Origin of the sequence: Bacillus sp. 17RED48 (genome assembly GCF_019837545.1) — a bacterium.
GTDB lineage: Bacteria > Bacillota > Bacilli > Bacillales > Bacillaceae_G > Bacillus_A > Bacillus_A wiedmannii.
Window position 1 is genome coordinate 1 of record NZ_JADAXG010000002.1, and the last position, 16,259, is coordinate 16,259.

Here is a 16,259-nt window from a genome sequence, read left to right on the forward strand (position 1 = left end):
ATGGTTGTTATGAGAGTTTGAGTTGTAATTATCAGGGTAGCTAGATTCATGGTTGTTATGAGAGCTTGAGTTGTAATTATCAGGGTAGCTAGATTCATGGTTGTTATGAGAGTTTGAGTTATAATTATCAGGATTGGAAGTTATGTTGTGACTGTTACTTCTTTGTAGTATTTCTACACTGATTGAGCTTATACTAGTATACACTTCATTTCCTTGATCATTTTTCCAGGATAAAAATGATGAATTTTGCCCCTGGAAAGTACCTATGTAATTCCCTTGTCCCTCTAAAGTTCCTGCAGAATATACCTTAATTAAATCTCCTGTATTTAATTTATTCATCATGAAATATTTTCCTCCCTTTCGTTTTTAAGTGATTCAATATAATCGGTCCACCTTTATTACAAATATAAATTTTATATTTTTCTTAGCCGTACCATTCAAATTTTAAAATTAATTAATTCCACATCTCCTTTATACTATTCTAACTATAAAAATATATTCTAAATACCACTTAATAATTTTTTAAAAATTAAATGGAAAAAATACAACTAGCATTCTACTTGAACCCTCATGTGTATCCTTCTTGATTAATCGCATGATAGAGATAACACCACTCTCCTTTGACTTTGATATAAGTCTCATCTAAATGCCAAATAAAATGTGTAGATTTATTTTTTTCCAAATTTGATCACCATACTCGTGTATCCAACGTCTACCAAAATAAGGTTTTGGTGCAAAAACTTCGAACTATCTGCAAGTAATCTCCCAAACTTGGACATACTGATTGATATTATCCCCTTAAGGTAAACTGTATAAAAAGACCATGGATAGACATGGATGCTACACTTTTACTTGGGTCATGGCCAAAAAAGGAGATACATTTCAAACGTATTCAAATGAATGAAAGATACAAACTGTAAAAAGTTATTTACATGGTGAAGGTAGCCAATCAACTGTAGCTAAGAAATATAAGCCAAAAAGTAGAACACAGTTAATGAATTGGATTCGGAAATGCCGAAATACATCAAATTTAAGAAGAAACAACCGTGGCAATAACGGTTTGAAAAGCCCCTTGAAGGGTCGTCTTCGTACGAGATTCAATAGTATTGAAGAAAAATTAGAATATTACAAGGCTTAGGTAGCTTATTTAAAAAAGCGGTATCCAAATCTGTAGGAGGTGTTTTTGCCCAAACAGCTAAGTATGAAATTATTGAAGAACTACGTTCTCAATACAAAGTAACATGGCCTATCATCATTGCGGAGTTAAATTGTTCAAGTTATTATAAGTGGCGCTCAACGTGTATGCAAAAGCAATTACGCCTTTCAAAAGATTAATTGCGTGAACTGATTCAGGCCATTCATGTAAAGCACAAGAAATTTGATTGTCCTCGTATGAAAATTGCCTTACAAGAGGCTAGATTTTTAGTGAACCTCAAAAAGGTATACAGACTTATGCGAGAACTCCAAATTCAATCACTCATTCATAAAAAGCGACGCTTTTTTAAAGGTAAATCCCCAAAGATTTTTCATAATATAGTAGAACAACAGTTCCGAAACCGAAAGCCGAATGAGGTACTTGTTACAGATATCACTTATTTGTCACTCAAGGATAAATTTCTCTATTTATCAGTCGTTCAAGACATTTATAACAATGAAATCGTAGCTTGGAAACTCTCGCATCGCAATGATTTACAACTTGTTCTAAAAAAATTAGATTTAACAGCGCAAAAAAGAGCTGTATATGGAACTATCATCCACCCAAATCAAGGATTCCAATATACATCTTTTGCTTATCACCATGCGCTTCAGCAACTAGGCGCCATTGGCAGCTACTCCCGTAAAGAAAACTGCCATGATAATGCCCTCATAGGATCCTTTCATTCTCATTTAAAATCCGAAGGATTCTATGCGCAAAATATAAAACAATTGAATAATGCTAGTATAATACAAACTGTGGATGAATACATCCACTACTATAATAATGAACGGATTCAGAGGAAATTAGATAACATGTCACCTATAGCTTATAGGAAACATGTTATCTAGGTTTTTTTTCTTTGTCTCACCAAATGGGATCAGACCACACATCCATCAACTTAACATATATTTTTATACAAAATGCGGTCTTTCCACGTAGTTTTTTATTCTCTTTTATAGATGTTATAAAAGTAGACACGTCAAATAAACCCTGATGGGTTTCAAATTTTTCGCTATGCTACCTGATGGGCAGAAGTGGTATACTCATACACAACACCTAAAATATCAAAGACTGTTTTTTTCTCAAATCTGTGAGATTTTCGTCCATTTCGCTGCAGGAGGTTAAACAGACGAAGGAGAATCTTTGATAATTCTTGGGTATTTTTATGTAGTGCTTGATGAAAAAGTAAGAAATAATTTTTAATTATGTACATCGCTTTATATTCACTTAGTTCTTTCTGTTTCTTACGTAACAGGAGTTCTCTCATTTTAAACATAGTAGAAGATCATAATAGGATACTAATGAGTTGTCTATAAAGGTGGCATTCTATTCGCTCTTGTTTAATAGATTTACAACGATGAATTCAAAACCAAGATTTCCATATTTTAAATAACAGCTATCGGGTAAAAGACTGGCACGGTATCAATTGTGACCCGTTTCCAGCCTCTCCCCATAAGAACTGCTCGTGAGGTTTCCCCTCAAGCAGCTCACCCCATAAACTTCATCAAAAGGGTTATGAGACCTATCAAATGGCAGACACTTTCATCGGAAACTCTCTGCACTTTTCAGGGGAAGGACTTTCCAGTCCCAGTACACCATAGAGATATTCGTTACTCCATCTCTGCCATCCGATGCTACGCTTTCGTCGTTTCCTTCTCGTTAACAGTGTGCGAATTTTCATCTCCGTATAATCACGTACTTCACTGAATGCTTGACTAGAGTTCCCAACCCGGAAGTAGTTCACCCATCCAGTCAGTACGGCATTGATTTGTTTTATTAAGTATTGTGCTGGCTTCGCTCCTACGTTTTGAATGAGTTCGCGAATTTTTGCTTTCACTGTTGTGCGAGCTCTCTTCTTCGGGATCATGAAAACGAAGAACCCATTCTTATTTTGGTTCGGTATTCGTCTCAGGTCAAATCCTAAAAATCCGAAGGATTCTCCTTTTAGGACATTGACCATCTGAGTCTTCTCCAGATTCAGTTCAACTCCCAAAGGCTTTAACTGTTCCAACAGTCGTCGTAATGCCAGTTCAGCCCATCCACTTTTACTGGAGTGTCCGCTTACAGCGATAACTATATCGTCGGCAAAACGGTGATAGTTTACAGCTTCGTAATTTCCCTTAGCTGTTTTGCGTCGAATGGTATCAAATGTCCAATCCACTTCATTGAGGTAAATGTTCGCGGCTAGTGGAGAAAATGGCCCCCCTTGCGGGACACCGATCTTTCCTGTTGCCTTAATTACCTGTTTTACAAGATGCATAACCTGTGGGTCTTGGACACGTTTCGCGATTTTCTCCAATAATATGTTGTATCGGATTGTATCAAAGTAGCGTGACAAATCAACATCAATTATTATGGTCATACGGCGTAATATACTGCGTCGTACTTCTGTCAATGCCTGATGTGGAGAGCGTTTCGGCCGAAACCCATACGAATTTGGACAGAAATCAGCTTCAAAAATTGCTTCTAATATGAGTTTGAGCGCTCCTTGTACTACACGGTCTCGTATACACGGAATTTGTAGAGTTCGCATTTTGCCGTTTGCCCTTGGGATTTCTACTTTTCGGTTGGCTTGTGGCCGATATATTCCAGCTTGCAATTCTTCTTGAATACCCGTTAAGAATGGGATAACTCCTTCTAGTTCTATATCAGCAAAACTTTTCCCATCAATGCCTGGAGCACCGTTATTTTTCCTTGCCTGTTGATATGCTTCGTGAAGGATTTTCATTTTGGTAATGTGGGTAAATAGCCCCTAAAACCGGTGCGTAGGTTCAGACTTAGCCTTTCGATAGATTCGTTGCCTTAGTTCCTGCAAAGTGGTGGGTGTTTTTGTCATGGCACCCTTGCCTTATTTAGTCATACGAAATGTTTACAGGTTCGGACTCTTTCCTCCCCGCGCGTTTTGCTGCACGCAGATCTCTGGTATACTACGATCCGTTCCGCGCCACCCTAACACCTACCGTTCTCACTTCCCGGTCGCGGTTGTAGAGACGGTCTCCTCGATGAGGTTTTTTCATCGGGTGTCGAGGGCTTCTCCAGTTTCCACATTATCTTTCTCTCCATGTCGCCGCTGATACCCCGCCGGTGAGAACTGCCGTTCCAGACTCGTTTCGGTCAGTTCTTGTTGCTTTCGCACGTTATCGACCGTCTCAGCCACGGGAATTGCGTGTAACGAGGCTACATCTACGTTCACTGTACGTTACAACCTGGAGATTTGCCCACATGCCTTTTGCATGTGATGTCAGAGGGCTTCGCCATGTCGCTTTCACTTCATGGCGCCTCTCAGGCTACGAGAGTGGAGTCTATTCTCCCGATTGGACTTTCACCAACTAGATAATGTGTCCTTATCTGGACACGCCAATTTGCCAACGCAGTGAATATAAATCATAGATTTTCTCTTTCGGTACCCATTCCGTAGGAATGTTTGTCATATATACCGTAATTCCTTGTAAAATTTTCGTACGATCTGTATATGTAATCCCTTTTTTCTTTTCACGAATAGCTCGATCATGTAGACGCTTCTGTTTTTGCACCTCTGTACATCTATAAACCACAATGCGAGTGGGTAGTTTGTCTTTGCTCCCTACATATACATCATGTAATTCATAAACTTGGCCAGGTTGTAATTGGCTCATGATGTCTTCCAAATGAATTTGTATATATACCGGTCTCAATTGAGCAGGTTTTGTTTTAAATACCACTGTTTCCAATTCTTTTCTATATATTTTAGTTGGTAATTTAAGACGCGATAAATTATACCCTTCCTTATCTTGGATCGATTTAAAGTCTTGTAAACGAAAATACCCTAAGTCACGAATATATAGTTCATTCTTTTGTGTCATGTCCATTCGAGTCGCCCCATATGCTTGATCACTTCGTTTTCCTGGTTCAATTTTCACATCAGAAAACTCTCCACTCAACAAGTCATACTCTAATTGGATTTTCACACCAGCTGTATGACTACAGCCTCCGGCACCAGGATAAGTAGCTGCGAATCGATCTGGAACTTGAAAGGTTGTAGAATCAAAGATGCGAATCCGCTCAAAGTAAGCAGAAAGAGAATGAGAAATTGTAGATGATCCTCCAATTTTAGCTTGTAGAAGTGTAGTAAATACAGTTCGAAAGAAGGCTACAGAAGCCGAGTTAAATCGTTGATCCAGTCCCTCAAGACTTAATAAAATTCCTGTTGAAGTTTCTAATTGACTACAAAGTTGAGTAAGAGAGGTTGTAGCAATTTGTTGATTTAACAACCATACACACAAAGATAAAAAATGGTGCCCATGGTTAACTCTACTATAATAAAAAGCGAATAGTATGTTTAATATAAAAGTCTATTATTCTTTTTTATCGCATCATATAATGATTAACTATATGATATTAATTTAGTATGTTATGTTTAAAATGTAAAGGTGGTGTAGCTGGGGGATAACTTCTATAAGGTAGGTTTAAAAATAGTGGTTAGATTTAGTATAAAATCTAGGGGAGGAATTCTATGCGTGTACAAGAAATCTTGCTTGAGAACAGTAAAAAATACATGTTAATTGATGAAAAAGGGATTCCGATTGTTCCGGTAGTAAAATATCTCAAATATTTGGATAGTACAGGTAAAAGTAGGAATACTCAAAAGACATATTGTTATGCCCTAAAACAATATCTTTTATATTTAAGAGAAACTGAAAAGAATTACAAAGAAATAAAGTTAGAAGACTTGGCAGATTTTTTTGGTTGGTTACGTCATCCGTATACTAGTTTAAATATAGCGTCTATTACTCCTGTGAAATCGAAAAAGACTGAAAAAAACAGTAAACTTAACCATTACTACAGTTACAAATTTTTATGATTATTTATACCGTAACGAAGAAATATCTAAAGACATGAATGAAAAACTAATGCGTCAGATTTATACAGGAGGAAGAACACGATATAAGAGTTTTCTATATCATATTAATAAGAATAAGCCCTCTATTCGAAATGTATTAAAAATAAAAGAGCCTCGTAAAAGAATTCAAATACTCACAAAAGAGCAAGTGCGACAAACTTTCACAGCTACTACAAATATACGGGATGCTTTTCTTATTCAACTTCTGTTTGAAACGGGATTACGTATTGGAGAGGCTCTTTCTCTATATTTGGAGGACTTTATATTTGACCACCAAAAAGGACATCGGATTCGCTTGAGGGACCGAGGAGAATTAGAGAATGGTGCAAAGCTCAAAACAGGAGAACGGGAGATATTTGTATCACAACACCTTATGGATTTGTATGATGATTATCTATATGAAATTATTGATGGACTAAATATTGAAACAAACTTTGTCTTTATTAAGCTGCGTGGAAGAAATATGGGTAGACCTATGAATTAAAGCGATGTAGAATCTCTCTTTAAACGCTTGCGAAAGAAAACAAAAATTGATATTCATCCTCACCTGTTACGACATACACATGCCACCATATACTACCAACAGACAAAGGACATCAAGCAAGTACAAGAGAGATTAGGACATGCTCAAATTCAAACAACAATGAATTTGTACCTCCATCCTTCGGACGAAGATATCCGTAAGGATTGGGAAAAAGCACAATACGCATTTAAAATCGATGAAAAAAGCTGAAGGTGGTAAATATGAAGCGAAAGCGACAAATAAATATAGAAGAAGTAAATTTTCATGAACGATTGAAATATGAACTTTCTAGTTATATAGAAAAAACAATCCAATCTGATGGATCTGTTACCACTAACCGTGTGGAAAATCCCTACATTTTAATGAATAACAATTGGAATATCAAATTCTTAGAAAGTATCCCTCAATTTCGGAAAATGGTGGATAATTACAAGGGAAAACGTCGAAATGTGCATTTTCGAATAAATAGTCCAACTGTTAATCTTGAAATAAAATATGTATGGTATCAAAAATTATTCAAAGAACAGTGGGCACTAAGTAGTGGTTTTAATCAAAAGGCTGCATCATTAAACAAATTATCCATTTTTCTTAACGAAAAGTACCCCCTCCTTTCCTCTTTATTTGAGTTGGATATGGAGAAGGCTGAACGAGAATGGTTGTTTTGGTTAGAACAACATGGAATTCCTACAACAAAGACATCAAAGACCACAATGTTCGACGGATATACACATAAATCCCCCGCAGCAACCTATTTTCGTATCATTCATTCCAACTTCTTGGTGTTAGCAGATTCGCGTGATGAATGGGAGAAAGATCGTTGGGATGTACGGATATTACATACCAAATATGGGATATACTACAGCAAAAGTTTAACCTCACATTTTCTTGATTTCACTAAAATAGAACCAATGAAAATAAAAGATAGTACAAAAAAATATATCAAGCAACGTTTAATGGGACGACAGAATCTTTCGTTTGCTACAGCAAGAGTCTATTCAAAAACTTTAACTAAATTTTTTTCTTTCATATTTTCATTAGAACCAACATGGAATGATTTGAAAGGTCTCAAAAGACCTCACATGGAGCTATATATTCAATAGTTTCATGAAGATACCAAAAAGAAAAAAATTGAAAATCCAGAAAGATATATCTCAGAAGGCTTGAAAATTATCAGTAAGTTCTTAGGGGATATTCAAAAATACGAATATGAAATTGCTCCAGCTACAAATGTAAGATTATTAATTTTCCCAGGAGATAAACCAAAAGTGAAAAAAAAGCCCTATGGGCAAATTGATTACATTCCTGACTTTGTACTGGAACAATTATTCGCTCATCTTAACGAACTTCATAAAGACATCATACCGGTGGTATGGGTAGCATTTAAAACGGGCCTTCGCATTTCAGATGTATTAGAACTCACAACAGATTGCCTTGTACAATTGAATGGCAAATATTCTATTGTGACTGATATTGAAAAAACGTTTGTACAAGGTCATCGTATCCCAATTGATGAGGAGCTCGCAAAAATTCTTTCGGTTTTAATTTCAAATTCCAAAGAAAATAGCACACAAGATAATAATCCAGAAAAATATATCTTTGTACGATATCAAGGGATACAAAAAGGTAAGCCCTATACGCAAGATTGGATTCGAAGACATTTGAATGAACTAGCAGAACATAAAAACATTGTAGATGAAAATGGTGATACTTTTCGTTTTAAGACCCACCAATTTCGTCATACGTATGCTGTGAAATTATTGAATGGCGGGGCAGATATTTTAACAGTACAAGAATTACTAGCTCATGCATCTCCTGAAATGACTTTACGGTATGCTAAGCTATTGGATGAAACCAAACGAAAAGCATTCGAGTCTGTTATAAATCAAGGAGTTTTCAGCTTTGATTTGAATGGTGAGGTACAAAAGATTAATGAGGGTGAAGATATTCCTGAGGATATCTTACAAGCACTCTGGCAAGAGCATAAATTAAATGCAATGGACAACCCTTATGGAACATGCCACGCACGATTGAAAGGAGATTGTCCACATATGGAAGCACTACCTTGTTTGACATGTAATAGTGGTAGCCCTTGCAAAGACTTAGCGATTGGATTTTCAGAGCTGGATGTTGAAAAATATGAGTTGCACATTAAAACAACAACGAGAGCTGTAGAAATAGCTAAACAGCATAATCGTGAGGATATGGTTGAGAAACATGAAAAGAATTTAAACAGATATCAAGGTATCTTAAATAATATTAGAGAAGGTAATATTATTTTTGGCCGACAAGATCGTATAAAAAGAAAGTATGGTGTGAAGCATGGTTAGTTATAATCGTATAGAGCAACTAAAAGCAATTCATGCAGCCAGAAAGGCAATCACCTCTCAAAAAGTTGATGAAGCAATCCAAAGGCTCGTACGAGCCAATCAGAACATCAATTTTAATAGTGTAGCAAATGAGGCGGGAATTGCTAAAGCAACATTGTATAATAATCAGAAGTTCCGTAAACGGATTGAAACCCTGCGTCAACAGCAAACACAAACTCCTACATCAAAACAGATAAAACGTGAGATGAGTGACAGCAATAAAGATGTAATTATTGAATCTTTAAAGCGAAAAATTAAGAAAGTAGAAGAAGAAAACAGGCAATTACGTAATCAACTAAAAGTGGTATATGCAGACGTATACAAACAGATATAAGTAAACTGGAAAATGTAATTGGTTTGCTCATATTTAAAATATATGACTCTGTTAAGTTTTAATATTGACTTTTACACTTAAATTAGGGAACTTCATACAAAGTTCCCTATACCTTCAATCATCTTAATTTTTCTATTCAGAAGAATAATCAATTGAATTAGCTCTTTTAACTAACACTCTAGATATCACCTTGTCAGAAGTTTTTTCTCAAAAATAAGCATGTATATTTATACAAACTTTTTCTAGTTGGTTTTGATACAATAAAATTAAAAATTACTTTCGTAGGTTCTGGTGCAAAAAAGCTAAACGGTTCGAAAATGTTCTTTCAAACTTGGCCATACTGGTACTACTACTAAAAAAGGTGCGTGATTAGGATGGAAAAAGAAAATATATTCAAATGGAAACATTACCAGCCTGATATCATTTTATTAGCGGTACGTTGGTACCTACGGTACAACCTCAGTCTTCGTGATTTGGTGGAAATGATGGAAGAAAGAGGATTATCCTTGGTCCATACAACGATTATGCGATGGGTTCATCAATATGGACCTGAATTAAATGAGCGGATTCGAAAACATTTGAAACAAAAAAATGATTCCTGGAGAGTGGATGAAACCTACATCAAAATCAAAGGCAAAAAAATGTACTTATACCGTGCTGTTGATTCTAAGGGAAGCACGCTTGATTTTTATTTGAGTAATAAACGAGATGCGAAGGCTACCAAGCGTTTTCTAAAGAAAACCCTGGCTTCTTATCATGTAACAAGACCTCGTGTAATAACTGTGGATGGTGATAAAGCCTATCCCGTTACGATAAGGGAATTAAAAAACGAATCTGGACTATGCTTGGAGTAAAATCATTACGAACCGCTACAAAAATGATTGCTGGAATAGAAGCCATGCATATGGTCAAAAAAGGACAAACTCTCCAAAGGCAGATATATCTTATCAATGAACTCTTTGGTTTAACAGCATAACGTTCCATTCCGCTAGGAATCTTTTACTCTTCTTTCATATCCCACTATTTTTGCACCAGAACCTTATGTTATGCAATAGATTTTGTGAGTAGGTGTTTATTTTTCGCAAACATGTTGATTCTTATTTAGAATCGTTAACGGTTATATCCTTGATTACATGTACAGCCAGAGTTATGCCCTTGGTTACATGTGCAACCGGAATGCAGGTCATCATTGTTAGTATAATTTTGATTATACATACCACTAGAGTCTTGGTTATAGTTGCTTTGTATACCCTTTCATACAAAGCAACTCGATGCTATCTATATAAAATGTACCTTCGGTTTCTCCTATTTCAATCCGTACATGATCACTTTCTGGGAATACCTCTACTGTTTTTGTCATATATCCTTCTTCACAAGAAGTGAACTTCATCGTTTCCTGATTGCCGTTACAATCCATCATCGTTACATACCCTTTTCCAGGACCTTCTTTTTTGGCAATCACACGTAACACATATCCATGATGATCTTGGACATGCAGATTCTGAGATACCCCCGCACTCCAGTTTGATAGAACTAATACAGAAGCTCCATCCATTTGTTGTACGTCTATTTTACCTGTTGCATGCCATCCCTGTAACCCTTGTGTAAAGTCACCATTTGTGATGCCATTTCGCGCATTATATAAATTGTACGCCTGCATGATACGTGCGTTTAACTCTTGATATACATCATAGTTCATACCTGGAGCATCCGGTAACCAATCATGGTATACATAGGGAATCGACTGTACCAAATGATCGGCGTTCTTAATATAATCTAAAGTAATATGATAGTGTAATTCGTCTCCTTGTGCATTTGTGAATAATGCATTTACTGCCTGCTTTGCTGGATCATAGGCTTGTTGTGTTTCCATTCGCTTTTTCTCCATGTGTTGTTTCCATTTCTTTTCCTTCTGTTTCACATGTGCCAATGCTCCGCCTGTTAGTGGTCCTTCTTCAATTACTTCTAGATTCCCTAATGTAGCATAACCATCTGGGGAAGAAATTTTAAACAAGACCCAAATACCTAAGTTTTTATTTGTATCTAATTCTCCTGTATCAATATGAAAATCAAATGGATGACGATCGTGACACATAACCTGTTTTTTACCTTGGTTTGACGGGCATGCATACATATTAGAAGCATATCCATCTGGTACTGGTGTAAGATACCCTTGACTCATTGTAGACTGGGATGATGAGTCACAGCGATAATCTCCACATGAAGGGGTAGGCTGCATATAGGCCAAATCATTTGGAACATCCATAATGGCATCAATTTCTTTCCCATAGCGTGTTACCACTAATTTTAAATCTTTACTACTTCCTACAAAGCCTCTTACTCGATAACGTGTATATGGTTTTAATTTGGATTCATCTATTTTTTGATAGATATAGGTTGGAAATAGGGTTCCCTCAATATCTCTTGCCCCAAACATATGAAGATAATATCCTTTAAAAATGGAACTATCCTCTCGAATCTCGATCGTCGTACTGGTTTTCCAGCCGCTTGATGCATCTTCAAAATCACCATTATAGAGTAAATTACGAGCTTGACTGAGTTGTTTCGCCTGTTTTACTTCATCCCATAACATCATTTTTTTCTGTGGATCTTGTTCATTAGACATACATTCTATAGAAATTGCCGCTTGATCGATTTCATAGTCTGTCGTTTCTAATTTTAGTGTATTTTTGATATTATTGGCATACATAGTATTCACTACCTTTTCTACTTATTTTTCGAACAGCCTTACCTCCTACTTCAGTACATACTTGGTTTTATTCGACAAATAAACTATTTACAATTTCTTTTTCTGTGTCTAAGGATTGTAATGCTGGACAACTACATGTGCATACTTCTCCTGCAAATTGACATTTCGTACATTTTTTAAATGGGATATCAATTAGGATGAGTTCAACTTTGTCAAAGTCTATATAGTCAGCAGAATTAGTTTTTATAATTATTTCAACACCTGATTGATTAAATGTAGTAACCAAAGTGTCCACATATCCATAGGTTGATCCCAGCGTAATTGGAACAGGAAAAACATTGTTTATAGCACCACTCGGCGACCACCTTTCTACTAATACAGCACCATATGTCCAGGATGAATAGAGAATTCTAACACGATAATTTTTATTCGTGGATGCAGGAGTTAAACGTATTTTTAAACGTGCTTAAGATGGTAGTAATCTTACTATATCTCCTCCTGTATGAGCAGGTCCAGCTAAGACTTGGGCTGTTTGTTGGCTATTTGATTCTAAAGCAAAAGCTTTTACTGCAGGAATTTTCCTAATTTTATCTGGGGCAATGGTGTTATAAGGATCAACGCTACTATGCATAAATGCAAATGAATATCCATCTGTGCCTATTCCCCCCGTCTGATTTCAATCATAATCTAGCAACATGTATGACAAAATATGATTATAGTTATTGTATGTTGGAGGGCCAGCTACTTCTTTATTTGTAAGAAAGTTAAAATTTGTTCGAATAGCAGGTAGATTAGCATTGCCTGTTAGAAAACTATAACCTTTATTGTAAATATCTACGCAATATTTCGTATGCTGTGCCATATAACGCTTTAGGTGAGAAGCCTGTCGAAAATCAAGTGAAGTTTCATCCATCAACTATTTGGAACTGCTGCATAAAACAAATTTCATTAGGAATCTATAAATCTTCTTCAATAAATGCAACCTTTGCACCAGAACCTTAGCGCAGGTCTTTTTCGTGGGATGGGCAAAAACACCCATTTTCAGCATCTATGAATAAGTCATTCACTTTTTGTTTCACCTTTTTTAATTTTTGTTCTGATAGAATACGTGGTAATGGATGTGGGATAAATTCAATCTTATCAATTAACAAAGTTGTATTTGCATTTTGATCTAGACGATTCAAATAAATAAATATGTTTTGGCTGGGATTTAATCGAATTGCACTAGTAAATTGAACCGATTTAAAGTTTTGAAATTCTAAAACATTATAATCCGTACCTGAAAAGGTTTCACTGAGTGAAATGGATTGTCCTGTTACCCCTGGGATTGTAATGGCTATCATAGCCCTATCATTCAGGATACCATTTGAGGCATAGCGAATACGTACATCATAAGATTGTTGAGGACCAGTGTATTGACATCTAAGTTCTAAACTATCTTTTAAATATACTAAATCCCCACTTGTGTGACCAGGGCCTTGAATGACTCGGGATTGATTACCTAATGCAATACCCTTTACAGCTGGGATTTGGGTGATTGCATTTATAATAATGTTATTTTGTTGATCTATATCCTTTTTTGTCCAAGCAAATGAGTATATATTTGTTGGGTTTTCGTATATAGTTCTTGGTGAAGTCATCAAAATTGCATTTAAATACTCTTCGTTTTTTGGAGGAAATGAGAGGTCTGTACTTTCAGTAGTAAGACCTTCATTGCTTGGTTGATAATGGTGGTATTGTGTTGCATTTCCATAATATAGTTTTAAATCCGTGATTTGATTAGCTGCAAATAAAGGAGGTCCTACGGGAAGTGCAATATAATGTTTGTTTCTTAAAAGAGTAACTCGAAAAATATTTAGTCCATTTGCAAAAATCATTGGATCATGACGACCATTTGATTGTCCGTAAAAAGGTTGCTCATCCTCCTCTGAAGGAACAGTCTTAATAAGACCGCGTCTGTTTGCAATACCTGATAAATAATTAACACCTGATCCAAATGTTGTATTAAAGTTAAATCCTCTTAGTATTCTATACAAATTCGGTCTCATTGTTAAGGCGTTTTCCAGTGCCTCGAAATATTGCCTCCCAGACTGAGTTATCCCAAGTAAATTTGAATAAATGGTTCTTGTAAGTTGTATTTTGGTATCTATTGGATAGTAGGTTGGATCATAATTTGGGAAGGCTGCAACTAAATCTAGTACGGTAAGAGTCATATCTCTACGATATGTATTATAGATATCCCATGTGATATCATTAGAATTTTTAAGTATATTTAAGCCGCTTCTATAGGTTGCTGTACAATAATTAACATATTCCTGTATACGTGCCTGCAAGAATTTAAGATACTCAGTTGATGTTCCAGCAGCAGGTACAATTTGTGAAGAATATATATCTTGATTCCATTGATCCGCGAATCTAACCCCTTGTTGTAATAAATTTAAATGCAGATTAGCAGCATGTGCATACGAACTTAATAACACTTCTTTATAATTAGATTTAGGATTCCCTAAATGAGGCATATTCGCATCAAATTCATTATGGACAATTTCAAATCGTTGTTTAACATTATCAGCAGCTTCTTTTAACTCTGTCGTTGGCGGGGATCCAGGACTTTGTTTCTTTTTCAAATCCATCCAACTATTAAGTGCAACTTTGTAGTTGTCTAATACTCTCCCAAACCCATCCACAGTTTCAGCTGCAGTTTTTTGTGCGTCATCAGTTAATCTTTTACCCAAAAGTGTTTCTCCAAGTGCGAAAAATTGAGTCCAAACCGTTCTATCCTCCTTTCCACCTGGCCAAACAAGGGGTAATAGTGTTCCAAAAGCTATTACTATACCACCTACTATAGCACCTACTATAGGAAAAGGAGCAACAGCAAGTGCAGCAAAAGCCGCTATCATTGTGCCAGTTACAATTATGCCCGCACTAACCGCAGCTCCTGCATCTGTTATTAGATTCCCACTATTTTGGTTATTCCCTTGACATATATTGAGCCAATCTTTGTAATTAGTTTGTTGTAATAATTGGTTCGGGTCATTTGCGAAAGGATATCTAGAATAATTATTGATTCTGTTAGATGGATAAGATGGGGGATTTACATCTGCAATTTCATATTCATTATTATTATGATTCATAAATATTCCTCCTCTTTCTATGAGCAAATTTGATTTTTATTTCAGAATAATAAACACTATCTGATACAATTCCTAATGCAAGATATGCCACGATACAGTACTATTCATTCCTGCTGAAAATAGAATTTTTGGGCAAGGACTTTTATCAAATTAATTAATAAAAAGATAGAAATCTATCAAGTATTTTGCATAAGAAATACTTGATAGACTAACCATGTAAATGAAATTCCAACTCAAAAATCTATAAATGAATTCTGAGTTTATTACTCATAATCATAACCCTCTTATATTTTAGATATTCAGCATTTTCTATCCAATATTTTTATTTCTAAATTTTGTAACTGAACAGGCTTATCATAAATAACGTAATACGGTAACCCCCCTTACATTATAAGTATATATGTGGAAAAAATTCCAGTATGTTTTTTTCTCCTATTCACCAAAATAAGGGGATGATTTAGAGCATTTTGCAATAAAAAAAGGGAACACAAATTAGATTACACAATTGTTTTTGAATATTGATAAGGAGGGGGTCTGATGCGAAAAAATAAAACAACTTGAAAATGATTTTTCGTACCAGAACCAAAATATTCTTTACCATACAATTTTCTTTTTTTTGGGGGGCGTATGACCCCTTCTATAACTGTTGATGGAGATAAGGCCTATCCTGTTGTGATAAGGGAACTAAAAGACGAACAGTGCATACCACACGGTATGCCACTTCGTGTGAAAAAATATTTAAACAATATCATTGAACAAGACCACCAGTTTATCAAAAAACGGATTCGGAATATGCTTCTCTTAAAATCATTCCATAAAGCTACAAAAATGATTGCTGGAATAGAAGCTATGCATATGGTCAAAAAAGGACAAATTCTCCAAGGAGAGAAGTCGGTCCAAAAGCAGATATATCTTATTAATGAAGTCTTTCGTTTAACAGCATAGCGTTCAATTCCGCTAGAAATCTTGTATTCTTCTTTCATATCCTACTATTTTTGAATCAGAACCCTCAAAAAAGAAGGAATGGTTGCCATAGGCCTATTTCGTTCGACTTACTGTTGGTGGTTTGCCAATTCCTATTATTTTCTTGTAATGATTTTCCCATCTCGTATCAT

General features: G+C 35.7%; 4 protein-coding genes and 10 pseudogenes. 6 read left to right on the forward strand and 8 right to left on the reverse strand.

What is annotated here, in order from left to right; translation table 11 throughout:
* Both ILT06_RS06780 and ILT06_RS06785 read right to left on the reverse strand, forming a co-directional pair.
* Positions 1-342 (reverse strand): annotated as a pseudogene (locus ILT06_RS06780) (hypothetical protein); the annotation flags it as partial.
* Positions 343-571: 229 nt separating this feature from the next.
* Positions 572-711: pseudogene (locus ILT06_RS06785) on the reverse strand (DDE-type integrase/transposase/recombinase); the annotation flags it as partial.
* A gap of 624 nt (positions 712-1,335) precedes the next feature.
* Between ILT06_RS06785 and ILT06_RS06790 the strand changes: the two are divergent.
* The gene (locus ILT06_RS06790; protein WP_222654945.1) at positions 1,336-2,046 is read left to right on the forward strand and encodes an IS3 family transposase; all 711 of its coding nucleotides are present in this window, start codon (positions 1,336-1,338) and stop codon (positions 2,044-2,046) included.
* Positions 2,047-2,210: 164 nt separating this feature from the next.
* Here ILT06_RS06790 and ILT06_RS06795 read toward each other — a convergent pair.
* The 3 pseudogenes from ILT06_RS06795 to ILT06_RS06805 all read right to left on the reverse strand — a co-directional run.
* Positions 2,211-2,594: pseudogene (locus ILT06_RS06795) on the reverse strand (IS4 family transposase); the annotation flags it as partial.
* A gap of 146 nt (positions 2,595-2,740) precedes the next feature.
* A pseudogene (gene ltrA, locus ILT06_RS06800) lies at positions 2,741-4,034 on the reverse strand (group II intron reverse transcriptase/maturase).
* A 523-nt stretch (positions 4,035-4,557) separates the two neighbouring features.
* Positions 4,558-5,481 (reverse strand): annotated as a pseudogene (locus ILT06_RS06805) (IS4 family transposase); the annotation flags it as partial.
* Positions 5,482-5,690: 209 nt separating this feature from the next.
* On the opposite strand from ILT06_RS06805, the pseudogene ILT06_RS06810 reads away from it, so the two are divergent.
* The 4 genes and pseudogenes from ILT06_RS06810 (at position 5,691) to ILT06_RS06825 (ending at position 10,276) form a co-directional block, all read left to right on the forward strand.
* Positions 5,691-6,810: pseudogene (locus ILT06_RS06810) on the forward strand (tyrosine-type recombinase/integrase).
* Between the two features lie 11 nt (positions 6,811-6,821).
* Positions 6,822-8,927, forward strand: a pseudogene (locus tag ILT06_RS06815) (tyrosine-type recombinase/integrase).
* A complete protein-coding gene (locus ILT06_RS06820; protein WP_222654946.1) occupies positions 8,920-9,300 on the forward strand; it encodes a DUF6262 family protein in 381 nt (126 codons plus the stop codon). Before ILT06_RS06815 ends, ILT06_RS06820 begins: the two are co-directional and overlap by 8 nt.
* Before the next feature lie 374 nt (positions 9,301-9,674).
* Positions 9,675-10,276: pseudogene (locus tag ILT06_RS06825) on the forward strand (IS6 family transposase).
* Positions 10,277-10,531: 255 nt separating this feature from the next.
* Here ILT06_RS06825 and ILT06_RS06830 read toward each other — a convergent pair.
* The 3 genes and pseudogenes from ILT06_RS06830 to ILT06_RS06845 form a co-directional block, all read right to left on the reverse strand.
* Positions 10,532-12,010 (reverse strand): pesticidial crystal protein, encoded by a 1,479-nt coding sequence (locus ILT06_RS06830; RefSeq protein ID WP_261784496.1) that lies wholly within the window; start codon positions 12,008-12,010, stop codon positions 10,532-10,534.
* A gap of 67 nt (positions 12,011-12,077) precedes the next feature.
* A pseudogene (locus ILT06_RS06835) lies at positions 12,078-12,641 on the reverse strand (delta endotoxin C-terminal domain-containing protein).
* Between the two features lie 367 nt (positions 12,642-13,008).
* Positions 13,009-15,144, reverse strand: coding sequence for an insecticidal delta-endotoxin Cry8Ea1 family protein (locus ILT06_RS06845; RefSeq protein WP_222654948.1), 2,136 nt, complete (start codon positions 15,142-15,144; stop codon positions 13,009-13,011).
* 639 nt (positions 15,145-15,783) lie between these two features.
* Here ILT06_RS06845 and ILT06_RS06850 point away from each other — a divergent pair.
* Positions 15,784-16,089, forward strand: a pseudogene (locus ILT06_RS06850) (DDE-type integrase/transposase/recombinase); the annotation flags it as partial.
* Positions 16,090-16,259 lie beyond the last annotated feature (170 nt).